This is a genomic window from Streptomyces sp. NPDC001970, from assembly GCF_053594115.1.
Genome location: NZ_JBSFDW010000070.1, coordinates 1 through 13,813, shown reverse-complemented (window position 1 = coordinate 13,813; position 13,813 = coordinate 1). Strand labels below are relative to the sequence as shown.

General features: G+C 67.7%; 11 protein-coding genes and 4 pseudogenes. 8 read left to right on the top strand and 7 right to left on the bottom strand.

Annotated elements, in window-relative coordinates:
- Positions 1-48 precede the first annotated feature (48 nt).
- From ACWCP0_RS40580 to ACWCP0_RS40560, 5 genes and pseudogenes are all read left to right on the top strand, one after another.
- On the top strand, positions 49-792 hold the full coding sequence (locus tag ACWCP0_RS40580) for a tetratricopeptide repeat protein (protein ID WP_451083745.1): 744 nt from the start codon (positions 49-51) through the stop codon (positions 790-792).
- A 354-nt stretch (positions 793-1,146) separates the two neighbouring features.
- Positions 1,147-1,947 carry a bifunctional DNA primase/polymerase gene (locus tag ACWCP0_RS40575; RefSeq protein WP_451083737.1) on the top strand — a complete coding sequence of 267 codons (801 nt, stop codon included), beginning with the start codon at positions 1,147-1,149 and terminating at the stop codon, positions 1,945-1,947.
- Between the two features lie 188 nt (positions 1,948-2,135).
- Positions 2,136-2,315 (top strand): hypothetical protein, encoded by a 180-nt coding sequence (locus tag ACWCP0_RS40570; RefSeq protein WP_451083736.1) that lies wholly within the window; start codon positions 2,136-2,138, stop codon positions 2,313-2,315.
- Positions 2,312-3,468 (top strand): annotated as a pseudogene (locus ACWCP0_RS40565) (DUF3631 domain-containing protein). Before ACWCP0_RS40570 ends, ACWCP0_RS40565 begins: the two are co-directional and overlap by 4 nt.
- Positions 3,426-3,557, top strand: a pseudogene (locus tag ACWCP0_RS40560) (site-specific integrase); the annotation flags it as partial. The pseudogenes ACWCP0_RS40565 and ACWCP0_RS40560, both read left to right, overlap by 43 nt.
- A 246-nt stretch (positions 3,558-3,803) precedes the next feature.
- Here the strand turns inward: ACWCP0_RS40560 and ACWCP0_RS40555 are convergent.
- The gene (locus tag ACWCP0_RS40555) at positions 3,804-4,073 is read right to left on the bottom strand and encodes an Imm32 family immunity protein (RefSeq protein ID WP_451083735.1); all 270 of its coding nucleotides are present in this window, start codon (positions 4,071-4,073) and stop codon (positions 3,804-3,806) included.
- 20 nt (positions 4,074-4,093) lie between these two features.
- On the opposite strand from ACWCP0_RS40555, the pseudogene ACWCP0_RS40550 reads away from it, so the two are divergent.
- Positions 4,094-4,354 (top strand): annotated as a pseudogene (locus ACWCP0_RS40550) (alpha/beta fold hydrolase); the annotation flags it as partial.
- Positions 4,355-4,659: 305 nt separating this feature from the next.
- Positions 4,660-5,439, top strand: coding sequence for an SDR family NAD(P)-dependent oxidoreductase (locus ACWCP0_RS40545; protein WP_451083744.1), 780 nt, complete (start codon positions 4,660-4,662; stop codon positions 5,437-5,439).
- 490 nt (positions 5,440-5,929) lie between these two features.
- Here ACWCP0_RS40545 and ACWCP0_RS40540 read toward each other — a convergent pair whose 3' ends face one another.
- From ACWCP0_RS40540 to ACWCP0_RS40525, 4 genes are all read right to left on the bottom strand, one after another.
- Positions 5,930-6,940 carry an alpha/beta fold hydrolase gene (locus ACWCP0_RS40540; RefSeq protein ID WP_451083734.1) on the bottom strand — a complete coding sequence of 337 codons (1,011 nt, stop codon included), beginning with the start codon at positions 6,938-6,940 and terminating at the stop codon, positions 5,930-5,932.
- Positions 6,941-7,197: 257 nt separating this feature from the next.
- Complete coding sequence (locus ACWCP0_RS40535) at positions 7,198-8,148, bottom strand: alpha/beta hydrolase (RefSeq protein ID WP_451083733.1); 951 nt, start codon at positions 8,146-8,148, stop codon at positions 7,198-7,200.
- 1,274 nt (positions 8,149-9,422) lie between these two features.
- On the bottom strand, positions 9,423-11,009 hold the full coding sequence (locus tag ACWCP0_RS40530; RefSeq protein WP_451083732.1) for an MFS transporter: 1,587 nt from the start codon (positions 11,007-11,009) through the stop codon (positions 9,423-9,425).
- 12 nt (positions 11,010-11,021) lie between these two features.
- Entirely contained in the window at positions 11,022-11,720 is a 699-nt protein-coding gene (locus ACWCP0_RS40525) for an SDR family oxidoreductase (RefSeq protein WP_451083731.1), read from the bottom strand.
- 108 nt (positions 11,721-11,828) lie between these two features.
- On the opposite strand from ACWCP0_RS40525, the gene ACWCP0_RS40520 reads away from it, so the two are divergent.
- Positions 11,829-12,320 carry a winged helix-turn-helix transcriptional regulator gene (locus ACWCP0_RS40520; RefSeq protein ID WP_451083730.1) on the top strand — a complete coding sequence of 164 codons (492 nt, stop codon included), beginning with the start codon at positions 11,829-11,831 and terminating at the stop codon, positions 12,318-12,320.
- Between the two features lie 135 nt (positions 12,321-12,455).
- Here ACWCP0_RS40520 and ACWCP0_RS40515 read toward each other — a convergent pair.
- Positions 12,456-12,542, bottom strand: a pseudogene (locus ACWCP0_RS40515) (NUDIX hydrolase); the annotation flags it as partial.
- A 672-nt stretch (positions 12,543-13,214) separates the two neighbouring features.
- Positions 13,215-13,658: a hypothetical protein gene (locus ACWCP0_RS40510; protein WP_451083729.1), complete on the bottom strand. Its 444-nt coding sequence runs from the start codon at positions 13,656-13,658 to the stop codon at positions 13,215-13,217.
- Positions 13,659-13,813 lie beyond the last annotated feature (155 nt).

Here is a 13,813-nt window from a genome sequence, read left to right as displayed (position 1 = left end):
CACCGCGAAGGCCAGGCGCTCAACAACCTCGGTGCCGCCCTCCAGCAGATGCGGCGGTTCGACGAAGCCATAGAAGCCCACCAGAAGGCCGCCGACCGTTTCGGCGAACTCGGTGACAACCACCGCGAAGGCCAGGCGCTCAACAACCTCGGTGCCGCCCTCCAGCAGATGCGGCGGTTCGACGAAGCCATAGAAGCCCACCAGAAGGCCGCCGACCTTTTCGGCGAACTCGGTGACCACGACGGCGAAGGTCAGGCGCACAACAACATCGGTGCCGCCCTCCAGCAGATGCGGCGGTTCGACGAAGCCATAGAAGCCCACCACCAGGCCGCCGACCGTTTCGGCGAGCTCGGTGACAACTACCGCGAAGGCCAGGCGCTCAACAACCTCGGTGCCGCCCTCCAGCAGATGCGGCGGTTCGACGAAGCCGTAGAAGCCCACCAGAAGGCCGCCGACCGTTTCACCAAGTTCGGTGACATCCACGGCGAGGGTCAGGCGCTGAACAACCTCGGTACCGCCCTACAGCAGATGCGGCGGTTCGACGAAGCCATAGAAGCCCACCAGAAGGCCGCCGTCCGCTTCAGCAAGCTCGGCGACGGCCGGAGCCGGGTCCTGAAACGCCGGGAGTCCCGGGGCATATGGCGGGTGCTCACGGGCAGGGGTCGTAAGGACCGGCCACGGCCGCCTGCTGCAGACGCCCCAAAGCCTGCGGAACTCGCTCCAACGCCGTACGTCCCTGCGCTCCGTCCCGCAGTCGAGGTGCCGTCAGCGTGTGGAAACGTCACCGACTGAACCAGTAGCGGCACACCGCCCAGCCAGACGTTCCCAGGGCCAGGCCACACACCTTCATTCGTCTTCCAAGCTGGTGCCCCAAGACCCTGGCACCTGCGCGGCACCAAGGAGAGGCGCGCCGTCGCCGACAAGGCCACCACCACCCCGGGGCAGGGCGCGGCCGAGCAGCTACTCGCCGAGACCAGGCAGGCCCGCGCATGGGACCGCGCCCGCGCCCTGCTCGACGCCGCCGCACCGTGCCCGACATCATCGAGGGCGCCGCTTTGTAAGTTCGTCCGGTCCGTTCAACGGTGTGCGATAAAGCCGCCCGCCCCTGGCCCCCAGGGCTGCCTCTGGGCGACAGGATCAGCCATTGTGCGCCCATGTTGCCGTCAACGACTGCCGTCACGGGCACCGGAGCTGTGCGCCCCGCGCATCCTCGTTGAGCTCCTCGATCGACTTCTCCGACTCGGTGGGCGCTGGCACCGCAGCGCTCCCGCCCCCACAGCCGATCAACCCGAACCCCGGCACCGTCACCGCCGCCAGACCGCGCCTGATGAAGCTGACCACGCGCCTTGCGGCGCGACGTCCTTTGCGGCGCTCTGCGAGCGCGCCGGACAGTCCTCGCCCGCCACCTACACGGTGCGGACGCCCTCCGGAGGCCTGCACCTGTACTTTCAGACCCCACCGGGTGTCTATCTGCCGTGCACGGCCAAGTCCGTGGCGCCTAATGTCGATACCCGGGCATGGGGCGGCAACATCGTCGCCGCTGGCAGCGCCACCACCGCGGGTGCGTACGAGATGGTCGACGACGCCCCCGTCGTGGCTCTTCCCGGGTGGCTGTTGCCGCATCTTCAGACTGCGCCGAAGCCTGCCGTGGCGCCTGCTCCGCTGCTGATCCCGGGGCAGGCCACGCGCCGGGCTGAGGTGGCCTTGGAGCGCGAGACCGCGCGGGTCAGGAAGGCCCGGGAGGGCCAGCGACATCACCTGCTGCTGACCCGAACGATCGTTATTGGGCGTTTCGTCGTCTGGGGCGAGATCGCCCGAGACGTGGTCGAGGCGGCATTTGGGGCGGCCGGCGAGGCGGCCGGACTGCCGGCGGCCGAGTGCCGCGCGACGATCCGCGACGCACTGGCCTACTCCGCCCGGACCTGCCGCGCGCGGGAGACGACGTGAACCACGTCCCGCCCCGCCCGAAGCCCAAATGCCCTCCCGACGCCACCGACCGCCCGGACCGCGCCAACACGGCCCCACCCCCAAATCCGGCGGGCGGCCGAGAGAAGGCCGCCCGCCAGGGCGTCCTTTCAGCTCTTCCCTCAGGACAGCGCATCAGCGCCCCACCGTCCGGTGACCGTCGCTCTCCTGTGGCCTGGCTTCACATTCGCGCTCCCCGCGGCGCCACCCCGACGGCGACGTCGTGGTGCGCCTGCGGACGGGACCGCAGCGCCGTCGGCCACCGCAAGGTGCTCGCCCTGATCCACGACCACACCTCCCACCGCGACCTCTGCCCGCTCCACATCACCGAAGGGAGGAACGTCGCATGACCACCAACAGCCAGCCCGCGACGCCCATCGACGGCGCTGCGCTCCTGGACGACGTCGAAGCGTTCCACCGGCGCTTCAACGTCTTCCCCACCGAACACGCCTACGTCGCCGTCACCCTGTGGGACGCACACGCCCACCTGATCGACGCCCTCGACGGCACCGCCCGCATCGCGTTCCTCTCCCCGGAACCTGGCTCGGGGAAGTCCCGCGCGCTGGAGATCATCGAGACACTCACCCCGCGGGCGGCGACCACCGTCAACGCCTCCGCCAACGCCCTGTTCCGGCTGGTGGCGGCCGATGCGGGAACGCCGACACTGCTCTTCGACGAGATCGACACCGTCTTCGGCCCGAAGGCCGGCGGGAACGAAGAGGTCCGCGGGTTCCTCAACTCCGGCTACCGGCGCGGCGCGAAGTCCCTGCGCTGCGTCGGAGAGGGCTCCGATCAGAAGGCGGGCTGGTTCGACTCGTTCTGCGCGGTCGCCATGGCCGGACTGGGCTCGTTGCCCGACACGATCCTGACCAGGTCGGTCATCATCCGCATGCGCAAGAAGGCCCCCAACGAGAAGTGCGAGCCCTACCGGCGCCGCGTCCACGAGAAGCAGGGTCATGTCCTGCGAGACAAGCTCGCGGAATGGACCGCCACCATTCATGACCAGATCGCGGACGCGTGGCCGCACATGCCCGACGGAGTCACCGACCGGCCAGCGGACGTGTGGGAGCCCCTGCTCGCCGTCGCGGATGCGGCCAGCGGGCACTGGCCCGAGAGGGCCCGAGCGGCCTGCGTCGCGCTCATCAAGGCCGCATCCCAGGGCGATCAAGCCTCCCTTGGCGTCAAGCTGCTCACCGATCTGCGGGACCGCGTGTTCTGCGGCGTCGACCGGATGCCCACCGCCGCCATCCTGGAAGTACTCCTCCAGCTCGATGACGCCCCTGGTCCGACCTGGGCGAGGACGGACAGAGCAGCAAGCCCCTCACCGCACGCGCCCTGTCCAAGCTCCTGAGCCAGTACGTCCGCCCCGACAACACCCCGATCAAACCCCGCGGCATCCGGGTCGGCAGCACCACCCCGAAGGGCTACTACGCGGAAGACCTCAGCGACGCCTGGACCCGCTACTGGAGATCCTTGGGCACTCACAGATCGCCGTCACGATGAACATCTACACCCACGTGTCGGACGACAACCGGCGTGAGGCGATCGGTCACATGGACCGGCTCTTGCGACGTCGCCGCCGGTCAGCCTGAGGGACTGCCGTCAACTCCTACCGTCAACGCCCCCGCAGCGGGTCCGCTGCGGGGGCGTTTTGGCTGGTGGGCGCGGACGGTTTCGAACCGCCGACATCTGCTTTGTAAGCCTGGCGCTGATCGTGGACGAGTTCTCGCTGGTCACCAGTCGCCCAAGGGGGCTGGGCATGCTGACCGGTATCTGCGCCGCCATGTGCCCCGAGTGACCGTGGCTGACCGCTCGATCTGGCACGGATCTGGCACGGGCTATTCGCCGTCGCACCGCTCCAGAACCAGGCTTGCGGACCCGTCTTCAAGTCCGTTGTTGTCCTCCAGGTGCAGATGAGCCCCGTCGGGTGTGCCGTCCTGCGCGAGTGTGAGCAGATGGCCGGCCAGAGTCTTCAGCCCTGCGGCGTTCGCCTCGATGACGATCTCCCCGCCGAGGTTGCGCACCTCAATGCGCGCGCCATCCTCCCACGTGAGGACGCTTGTGACCCCATCGGTCATCGTGTTGGTGGGGTGATGCGCCTCGTCCAAGGCCGTTCACCTGCGTTCATGGGCGGCTGACTACGCACTACGAGTGCATCAAGGCGTTCTCGGAGACCGACTTCACCGAGGACCTGAAGAAGATCGAGGTCCCGGTGCTCGTCATGCACGGCACGGCCGACCAGGTCGTGCCGTACGCGGACTCCGGCCCGAAGTCGGCCGAACTGCTCAGGAACGGGCGACTCAAGAGCTACGACGGCTACCCGCACGGCATGCTGTCGACCCACGCGGACGTCCTCAACCCCGACATCCTCGCCTTCATCCTGGAGTAGTCGTCACCGGGCTGTCGGACAACGACACGGGGGTGCGCGCGTAGCACGTTAGCCTCGATGTTTCGGTTCAGGTCGGCTGAGCTGTGGTGATCCTCGTGCCGGAGGTCGTGGGGCTGCTGTCGGGTGGCGGACCCCTCGATCGTCGTGCTGTGCCGCCAGAACTTCGGCCGCTGATCTCTGATCGACGATTCGTTTGCGTTCCGGCCGTGGTGCGGCCTGTTGGCTCAAGCCTGGCCGCATGTTGCCGAGTACGATCGCGAAAGCCCGAAAAAGGGAACAAAGCATACGTATACGGAGGAAACCTCATGGATCTGGGACTCAAGGGTCGCGTGGCCGTGGTCACCGGCGCGAGCCGGGGGATCGGGCTCGCGATCGCGCAAGCCCTGGCCGCCGAGGGCGTCCAGGTGGTGGCCGCAGCGCGCACATCCTCCGACGGACTCGACGAGCTGATCCAGAAGGGTCAGGCGCGCCTGGTGGAGGTGGATCTGGCCGAACGCGAGGGAGCCCGGCGGCTGATCGAGGCGGCCGGGGATCAGATCGACATCCTCGTAAACAACGTGGGTGCGGCCCCCGCGCGAACCGGCGGGTTCCTCAGTGTCACCGACGAACAGTGGGAGGAGGCATTCAACATCAACCTGTTCGCCACGGTGCGCGTCACCCGGGAGGCCCTGCCGGTAATGCTGGCCAGGGGGCGCGGCTCGATCGTCAACATCAGCTCGGTCAACGCCGTGTTCCCCGACCCGGGCGTGATCGACTACGCGGCCACCAAGGGCGCGCTGGCAAACTTCTCCAAGGGCCTGTCCAAGGAGGTGGGCGGCCGGGGGATCCGTGTGAACACGGTCAGCCCTGGCCCCGTCGAGACCGAGGTGTGGACGGGCAGCGAGGGCATCGCAGCCACCGTGTCCCAGGCGGCCGGGGGTGCACCGGAGGACGTGATCGCTCAGGTCGCAGGGTCCATGGTCACCGGCCGATTCTCGCAGCCCGCCGAAGTCGCGGACGCGGTGCTGATGTTGGCGAGCGACCGGATGGGCAACGTCACCGGCGCCAACATCACCGTGGACGGCGGCTTTCTGACGACTTGGTAGGCGAATTCACGCAGATTTGCACCGCCAAACGACCTTGATTGTCTTCTTGTCGGCTGTGCCCTTCTTGGCGCGGAAGGCCTCCGGCGTCTGGTCGAGGGGATGGACCGCTCTCATCGGCGGGCACAGCCGGCCCTCCGGGTACCGCTGGATGATCTCGGCCGTTCTCCGGCTGTATCTTCGGCGGCTGGGCGATCGTCACGAGGGTGCCGCCCGGACTGGCCGCGGTGGCCGAGCGGCCGGGAACCTTGCCGCCGATGACGTCGAAGACCAGGTCCGGGGACACTTCTTGGAGGTGCTGACGGCGGTGGCGGCGAGCAACTGCCCGCGCCAGGTCCGCGCTGTCGCAGCGGTGTCTCGCCCCGTCAGCGACTCTGCTGCTCAATTCCGAGGCGGCCCCGGTCTCCACGATGGACTCGCTCATCTGGCGTCTCCTTGATCATCGGATCCGCCGTTGATTGAACACTCCCGGCGGCGGCTATCCGAGGACGGGTCAGCCGTTGCCGAGGAACGCCAGGAGCCGGTTGGTCATCTCGGTCGGCTGCTCCTCGTACAACCAGTGGCCCGAGTTCGGGACCACTTCGCCCGTGACGTTCGTGGCGTAGCGGCGGACCTGGTCCGGGACGGACTGGCCGAGGCTGTACTGGGCGCCGATGGCCAGAACCGGCATGGTGAGCTTGGTCTTGGCGTTGAGTTCGTTGTCCGACACGTCCCGGTTGAGGGTGCGGAACCACTCGAAACTCGCCCGAGTGTGTCCGGGCTGCTTGAGGTAGTGGCCGTAGATGGCGGCGTCGTGCGCGGTCACGCCGTCCTTGTTGTACTCGAGCATGTCGATGAAACGGTCGATCCACTGTGCCTCGCGGTCCTTGACGGTCTGCTCGGGCAGTCCGTTGGTGACGTTGAAGAAGCCGAAGTTCCAGAAGCCCGGACCCTTAGACGTGAGGGAGGGGAAGTTGTAGAGCGTCTGGTCGGGTATGGGCGCTTCACTGAGGACGAGCTTGGTGACGTCCTGGGGGTGGGCGGCGGCGTAGGCGTAGGCGACCATAGTGCCGATGTCGTGGCCGACCAGTCTGATGTCGTGGTCCCGGTGGAGCTGGGTCAGGAGGCCGTGCACGTCAGTGGCGAGGGTCTTCTTGTCGTATCCCGTGGCGGGGGCGTCGCTGTCGCCGGCGCCGCGCAGGTCCGGGGCGATGACGTGATAGTGCTTGGCAAGTGCGGGCATGATCTTGTGCCACTCGTACCAGGTCTGCGGATAGCCGTGCAGCAGCACGAGGGTCGGGCCCTCTCCGCCTTCGACGAAGTTGATGTGGACGTCGCCCACCTTCACCTTGCGTCCGGCGAAGCCCGCGGGCGGCTTCGGGGTGAGGCCGGAGGAGTCCTGCGCGGCGGCATGGGTCGTTCCGGAGGCCGAGGACCGCGCGGAGAGGACCGTGGCAAACGCCGCGACGACGACACCGGCAGCGGTGAGGGCGGGGATCAGAAGCTTGACCTTCACGACGGTCATACCTTTGGTTGTGGGATGGACTTGGGATCGGACGGGTGTGAAGGGCCGCCGTCGACGGTGATGCCGGAACTCGCGAGGGTTCCTGAGCGGTCGCAGTCCTGCGGGATGCGGCCGCAGGACGTTGGGGTCGTCGGCCCGCCGGTTGCGAAGCCTGTTGAGCTACGGACGGATACCAAAGGGGCCGAGGAGACCGCCGTCGATGCGCTGTTACTCGGCGAGTGCCCCCGGCAGGATTCGAACCTGCGCACACGGCAGGCTCAGAGCGTTCCGAGTGCCTTCCTGAGGACATGAACGGCCTGCTCGATCGCCCCCGTCGTCGCCTGCGTGGGCCGCACGGGGTTCAGCATCATGAAGTCGTGGATGATGCCGTTGTACCGGACGCTGGTGGTGGGAACTCCGGCCTGGGTCAGCCGTGCTGCGTAGGCTTCGCCCTCGTCACGCAGAACGTCGTTCTCGTCCACGAGCAGGAACGCCGGGGGCAGGTCGCGAAGGTCGTCCAGCGTGGCGCGCAGCGGCGAGGCCGTGATTTCGTTGCGCTGCTCGTGGTCGGGGATGTAGGAGTCCCAGAACCACGCCATGGCCCTGGCCGTGAGGAACGGGCCGTCGGCGAACTCCTGATAGCTTGCGGTGTCCTGGGCGGCGTCCGTGACTGGGTAGTACATCGACTGGTGCACGAAACTCACGTCACCCCGCTGCTTGGCCATGATCGCCACGGCGGCCGTCATGTTCCCTCCGACCGAGTCGCCGGCCACCGACATGCGGTTGGCGTCGAGGCCTTCGCTCGGCCCATTCTTGGTGATCCACTGCGCGGTCGCGTACGCCTGCTCGATCGCCACGGGGTAGTGGGCCTCGGGTGAGCGGTCGTACTCGACGAAGGCGATCGCGGCCTTGGCGCCGTCGCACAGTTCCCGGATGAGCCGGTCGTGGGTGCCCGAGTTGCCTAGGACCCACCCGCCTCCGTGGATGTACAGGATGACGGGCAGGGGCCCTGCGGCTCCCAGCGGCTTGATGAGGCGGACTCGGAAGTCGCCGACCTCGGCTGGCACCGTGAACCACTTGTCTTCGCCGACCTCGACCTTAGCGACCGGCGCGGCCTGAACGTCGTCGAGCACCTTGCGGGCGCCCTCCGGACCGAGTTCGTACAGGAAGGGCGGGCTGGCCGTCGCGTCCGCGAATTCCTGCGCCTCCGGCTCAAGGGTGTGCTCCATTGTTTTCTCCTTTTACTTTCTCCTTTTGGCGGTTCTCTTGAAACCTGGCTTTTTAACCGGCAGGGATCGGGCTGTGGCGGACACCCCACATTTCCCTCCTTATCCGCGAGGGTTTTCCGTACACGGATATCCGGGAAACCATCGCCTCTTGCGTTCCCGGTTCGGTGTACACCGGGTCCCGGTCGGCGTGAGGCCCTTGGATCGCGGTCTGTGGATGCACCCGATGCGGGGCGGGCCGGTGCTCTATCGCCCCCTGTGCGGGCCGGGCCGCGCGCTCATGGCGCCTGCCGCCCGCGGCCTGGCACACCTGCCCAGCACGGAAGGCACGAACACTGTCCATTCTCACCCTTGAACACGGCGGCCGCCTTGCGGCGGCTGACCGACGTCTGCACCGCCTGCGCGCCACCTCGGGCAGCGCCGCGCCGTCGTCCCACTCCACTGCCTCGTCAGCGTCAGCGAGGCCTACGCCTCGCCCGCCTGCGGCAAGGCGCGGGTGGCCTGTGCAGCGGCGTCCGCGGGCTGTCCGAGCGCAGCTCGGGCCAGAAGAAGGATGGCGACGACTCCCACGGCCAGGCTCAGTAGCGCGATGGGTAGTCCAACGAGTGTGGCGGCGTCAGCAGCGTCCTGCCCATCAGATACATCCGCACTGCGGGCGACCGCTCTTCACGGTGTGTCGGAGGTGTGTCGCGACCAGTGAGAGACAACGAGAGAAAGCGGGAGTCATTGAGGCTGACTCCCGCCTTCTGATGTCGGCATCCGCCCTGGTCAGAGCTTGATTTCTGCTGATCCCAGGCAAGTGCCCCCGGCAGGATTCGAACCTGCGCACACGGCTCCGGAGTGATTGCGTCGATCGAGGTCTACACCCCGTCTGACCTGCGCGAGAGCCAACCCGCAGTACTCCGGGCACACCTACTGTGTCGGAGCTGTGTCGCGCCAGCCGCGGCTCGGCGCGGCCACTGGGGACTGCGCCGGCCGACCACCGTGTCAGCGACCTTTTGATCCGTAGTTCTACAGAGATCGGTCGGAGGCGGTCATATAGGTCGCGTTTCGGCTCCACGGGGGACACTACGGGGTGGGGGCGGTTGCTGTGGATGCTGTACCCGCCTGCTGTACAGCAGGCGGGACCGGCCGATGGCGTGGTCGGCCGGTCCACGGGCCGGCACCAGCGTGCTGCCGGCTGATTCTGCGACTGGTGTGGCCCTTCACTGCAGGCGCCGGCCCCGTCGGCATCGCTGCGCAGGCGAATCCACGGTTCTCGGCGTCGCTCCTGGAAGCTACGCGTCAGTCGTCGTGACGGTGGTGTGGTGCGGTCGGTTGTGCACCAGAAGCGCTGAGGCGAGGGCCGCGCACAGGAATACGGCGGCAATGACGGTCATGCCGGCGTGGACGCCGGAGGTGAAGGCGTCGCCGACCGCAGCGGTCACGTTCGGCGGGGCCGCTCGGTGGCCGCCGCTGCCGGTGGAGACGGCGTGCTCGACGGCGGGCCAGGCTGCTCGGGGCACGTGGTGAGCGCCGAGCTGGGTCGGAAGTTGGGACTGAAGCCGGCTGGCGAGGAGTGCGCCGAGGAGGGAGGAGCCGGTGACGGATCCGATCTGGCGGAAGGCGTTGACGGCTCCGGAGGCCATGCCGGCGCGTTCATGGGAGACGCTGACCAGGGCGGCGGCGGTGCTCGGCGCGGCCACCATCCCGCATGCGGCTCCGAAGAGCACGTACAGCCACCACACCCGGGCATAGGGGGTGGTCGGCTCCAGCGTGGTGAATCCGGCGGTGGCGGCGGCTCCGATGAGGAAGCCCAGGGTCAGCGGGAGCTTGAAGCCGGTGCGGCGGATCACGCGTCCGGTCGCGTAGGCGACGATGACGTAGACGCCGAAGAAGGGCAGCAGCCGCCATCCCACGTCCAGGGCGGACAGATGCTGGACGCGCTCGTAGAAGAGCACCGACAGGATGGCCACGCCGGTGAAGCCGAACAGGGAAACGGCCGCGACGAACATGACAGCGCTGAACGACGCCGACCGGAACAGGGTGACGTCCAGCATGGGTGTGCGGCCGACGCGCTCGACAAGAACGAAACCGGTCAGGGCCGCGGCCGCGATGAACCAGGTGATGAGCATCCGGGGGCTGGTGTAGCCGTCGTGTCCGCCTTCGATGAGGGCGTAGACGAGGGCGGCGATGCCCAGGACGGCAAGGAGCTGGCCGGGGATGTCGAGCTTGCCGCCCGGGCCGCGCGATTCGGCGACGAAGAGGGCCACGGCCATGGTGACCACGGCAAGGACAGCGGTCGACAGGAAGACCGTGTTCCAGTGGAAGTGGTCCAGCAATGTGCCCGCGACCAGGGGGCCCAGGGCCAGCCCGATGCCGGAGGAGGCTGCCCAGGCGGTGACGACTTCGGTGCGCCGGTGGGGGTCGGGGAAAGTGGCTCCCAGGATGGCCAGGCTGTTGGGCAGGATGAGAGCGCCGCCGAGGCCGGAGACGAGCTGGCCGGCGATGACGCCTCCTGCTGAACTCGCGGCGTAGACGGTGAGCGACCCAATGATCATGATTGCGGTGCCGGCGAGGAAGGTGCGCTTGCGGCCGTAGAGGTTGCCGACGGTGCCCGCGGACATCACCAGGCTGGCCACGAGCAGGGTGTACGCGGAGGGGATCCAGACGAGGCCGGTTGGGGAGACGTGCAGGTCGTCCTGGATGGCCGACAGCGCCGACACCGATGCGGTGATCAGCAGAAAGGTCGTCATGGCGCCCAGGCACATCGCGACGAGCGTGACGGCCGCGAACCGGGAGGGCTGGTGTGGGGAGAGCCGGTTGCCGGGTTGCTCGTCGGCCGGCTTGAGTCGGCGGGGGGCGGGGGAAGGGGTGGAAGTCATGGTGTCCTCGTCTCAGCCGAGCTGCGGGTAGAGGGCGGCGACGCCACCGGAGAGGTCGGCCTGTATCTGGCGGCTGAGGTCGTCGACGACGATCTCGGCAGCGCCGGAGGCGATGCCGTCAACGGCCGCGCGGGCGACGTGCGCCGGGTCGCTCTTGGGCCCGGTGACATGGCGGGCCATGTCGGTGTCCATGTAGCCGACGTGGAGTCCGGACACGGAGATGCCCCGGGGTGCAAGCTGCTGACGAATCGCGTTGGTCAGGCTCCACTGCGCGGCCTTGGCGGCGGAGTAGGCGCCGACGTTGGGAAAACTGATCCACGACAGCGCGGAAAGGACGTTGAGGATGACGCCTCCGCCCTGCGACTCGATCACCGGGGCGAAAGCCCGGATCGTGCCCAGGGTGCCCAGGTAGTGGGTCTCCATCTCCAGGCGGACGGCGTCCCAACTGCCGGTCAGCAGATCGGCGCCCGTGGAACTGCCCGCATTATTGATCAGCACGGTGATGCCACGGGCCTCCTCGGCAGCCGCGGCGACGGAGGCGGGGTCGGTGACGTCGATCCGGATCGCTTTCACGCCGGGTAGATCGATCTGGTCCGGTCGGCGGGCCGCCCCGTACACCGTGGCGCCGCGCGCGACCAGTTCCTGAGCGAGTGCCCTGCCGAGCCCGCGGTTGGCCCCGGTGACCAGGACGGTTGCTGTGCTGATGTCCATGATTCCTCCCTCGGGATGCGCACACCCCAGCTGACTTATGACTACAGAAGTTAGCCATGACGTTATAGTCTGGCTATGCATAAGGCAAGTCAGGTGGAGGATTGAGAGATGAAGGATCTGCTGACGGAACGGGACGCCTGGTCCATGACCAACTGCACCATCGCCAGGACTCTGGAGATCGCTGGCACCAGGACAGCGCTGCTGATCATGCGCGAGGCGTTCTTCGGCACGCGCCGGTTCGACGACTTCGCCAAGCGCGTGGGCATCGGCGAACCCGCCGCCTCGGCGCGCCTGAAGGAACTGACCGCCGCCGGACTCTTGGAGCGCGTCCCCTACCAGGAGCCCGGCCAGCGGACCCGGTACGCCTATCAACTGACCCAGAAGGGCCGGGACTTCCTGCCCGTCCTCGTGGCGCTGCGGCAGTGGGGCGACACCTGGGCCACGGACGAACAGGGGCCCCCCGTGGTCCTACGCCACAAGGAATGCGGTAGCGCGGTGCACGCGGTACTCCGCTGCGACGACGGCCACGACGTGCAACTCGGGGACTCGTTTGTCCACGCCGGCCCGGGTCTCATTCGCGTCAGCCCGGAGAGCCCCTGAACCCAGCAGCGGCTGAAACACCGGGCAGGACGATTCCACCGAGCAACGATCACCGGCTGACCGCTCCCCCTGCCTGCGAGGCACGATCCAGCAGGAGTGGTCCGCCCTCGCCATGGCCGCCCAGCACGCGACACCGACACGCACGCCCCCCGCCTCGTCGGCGAGCTCGGTGACCTCCTGGCGGGTGGCCCAGCGCAGCGCGCGGGTCTCGTCACCGGTGGTATGCCAAAGGCCCCGGACCATGATCGGTCCGGGGCCTTTGGCATGGTGCCCCGGCAGGATTCGAACCTGCGACACCCGCTTTAGGAGTTCGAGCGTGGGTTCAACTACGCCCATTTGGGCCGTTCCCATCGCGTGAGAGAGGTCCGCCCCCGAGCGTCCAGCTCCGCCGCCGTCCGTCGTCGTTGATGTCAGCGTTGGATGTCAGATCGGCGACGGGTCTCATCGCCCCGCGTGTCGAGCGGCACACCCTTCGGCGACGGACCACTGCGCTGCCGATGTCGTAAAGGGGCACAACGATCCACACAGAGAGGAGGATCGTAAACCCTATCCACCCGCCGTCACGGTGGATCTTGACGCCAATCCAGAGCAGCCAACTGGTACTAGCCAGCCCCAACCAGGGGAGAGTCACGCGGCACCACTTTGACATCGTCCTCACGGCCGTGATCATCGCAGGTGCCGACCCATGGCAACAGGGATGATCGCGAATGCGAGGGGCGGGTTCTGTTTGGAGCCCCAGTTTGGAAGACCACGTATGCGGATGGCGGCTGACCTGGCAACTCCTTGACCTGGGTCGGCGCGCGACCGATGCCGCTGTTCCCCGGGAGTCCCCGCTGTGTCCCGCAGGATCGGGCACGCCAGGGGCACGAAGCCCCATCCGAGTGTCATGGCCGGTCAATACCCCCAGGGCATCTCAATGGGTTCGTACGTACCGTCGCGGAAGGTGAAGACGGTCAGCGCCGTGCCGTCGATGTCGCGGAAGTGCCCCCCGTAGCCGGGACTCGCCACATGTGGGGCGAGCAGGTCCAAGAGGTCACGGAGGTAGAGCATGGAGTCGTCGACCCAGTCTTTGCGTGCGAAGAGCTCCCACTCATGCCGCTCGCCGGACGAGGTGAACTCCTGCACTGTGCGGCGCAAGGACGCGACGTCCCCGCCGGGCAGACGACTGTTGTTGTAGTTGTCTGGAGCGAGTAGCGGGTAGAGCTGTCCGTCCTCGTCGTCGAGATCCTCGGGGTACTCGGCATCCATGCCCAGATGCCAGCGCAAGGCCGTCATAACCGACGCTGGGGTGTCGTCGCGCAAGAAGCAGGAGAAGACGACTTCGTAGCGATCACTCATGGGCGCATTGTGTAACGGCGGCACTGACAGCGGCCGCGACGGTCCAGGTCGGTGTAGCGGCTTTGGGCCGGAGTCTCAATGACGAAGTCAAGCCGCTTGCGTGACCGGTGGGGCGGCGGTGAAGACCCGTCCGTCACGCAGCAGCGCCCACAACA

Bases quoted from the DNA above. Each gene is read 5' to 3' on its own strand.
- ACWCP0_RS40530 (WP_451083732.1), bottom strand. From the start codon at position 11,009: ATGACTTCCACCCCTTCCCCCGCCCCCCGCCGACTCAAGCCGGCCGAC.
- ACWCP0_RS40580 (WP_451083745.1), top strand. From the start codon at position 49: ATGCGGCGGTTCGACGAAGCCATAGAAGCCCACCAGAAGGCCGCCGAC.
- ACWCP0_RS40510 (WP_451083729.1), bottom strand. From the start codon at position 13,658: ATGAGTGATCGCTACGAAGTCGTCTTCTCCTGCTTCTTGCGCGACGAC.
- ACWCP0_RS40535 (WP_451083733.1), bottom strand. From the start codon at position 8,148: ATGGAGCACACCCTTGAGCCGGAGGCGCAGGAATTCGCGGACGCGACG.
- ACWCP0_RS40525 (WP_451083731.1), bottom strand. From the start codon at position 11,720: ATGGACATCAGCACAGCAACCGTCCTGGTCACCGGGGCCAACCGCGGG.
- ACWCP0_RS40545 (WP_451083744.1), top strand. From the start codon at position 4,660: ATGGATCTGGGACTCAAGGGTCGCGTGGCCGTGGTCACCGGCGCGAGC.
- ACWCP0_RS40540 (WP_451083734.1), bottom strand. From the start codon at position 6,940: ATGACCGTCGTGAAGGTCAAGCTTCTGATCCCCGCCCTCACCGCTGCC.
- ACWCP0_RS40520 (WP_451083730.1), top strand. From the start codon at position 11,829: ATGAAGGATCTGCTGACGGAACGGGACGCCTGGTCCATGACCAACTGC.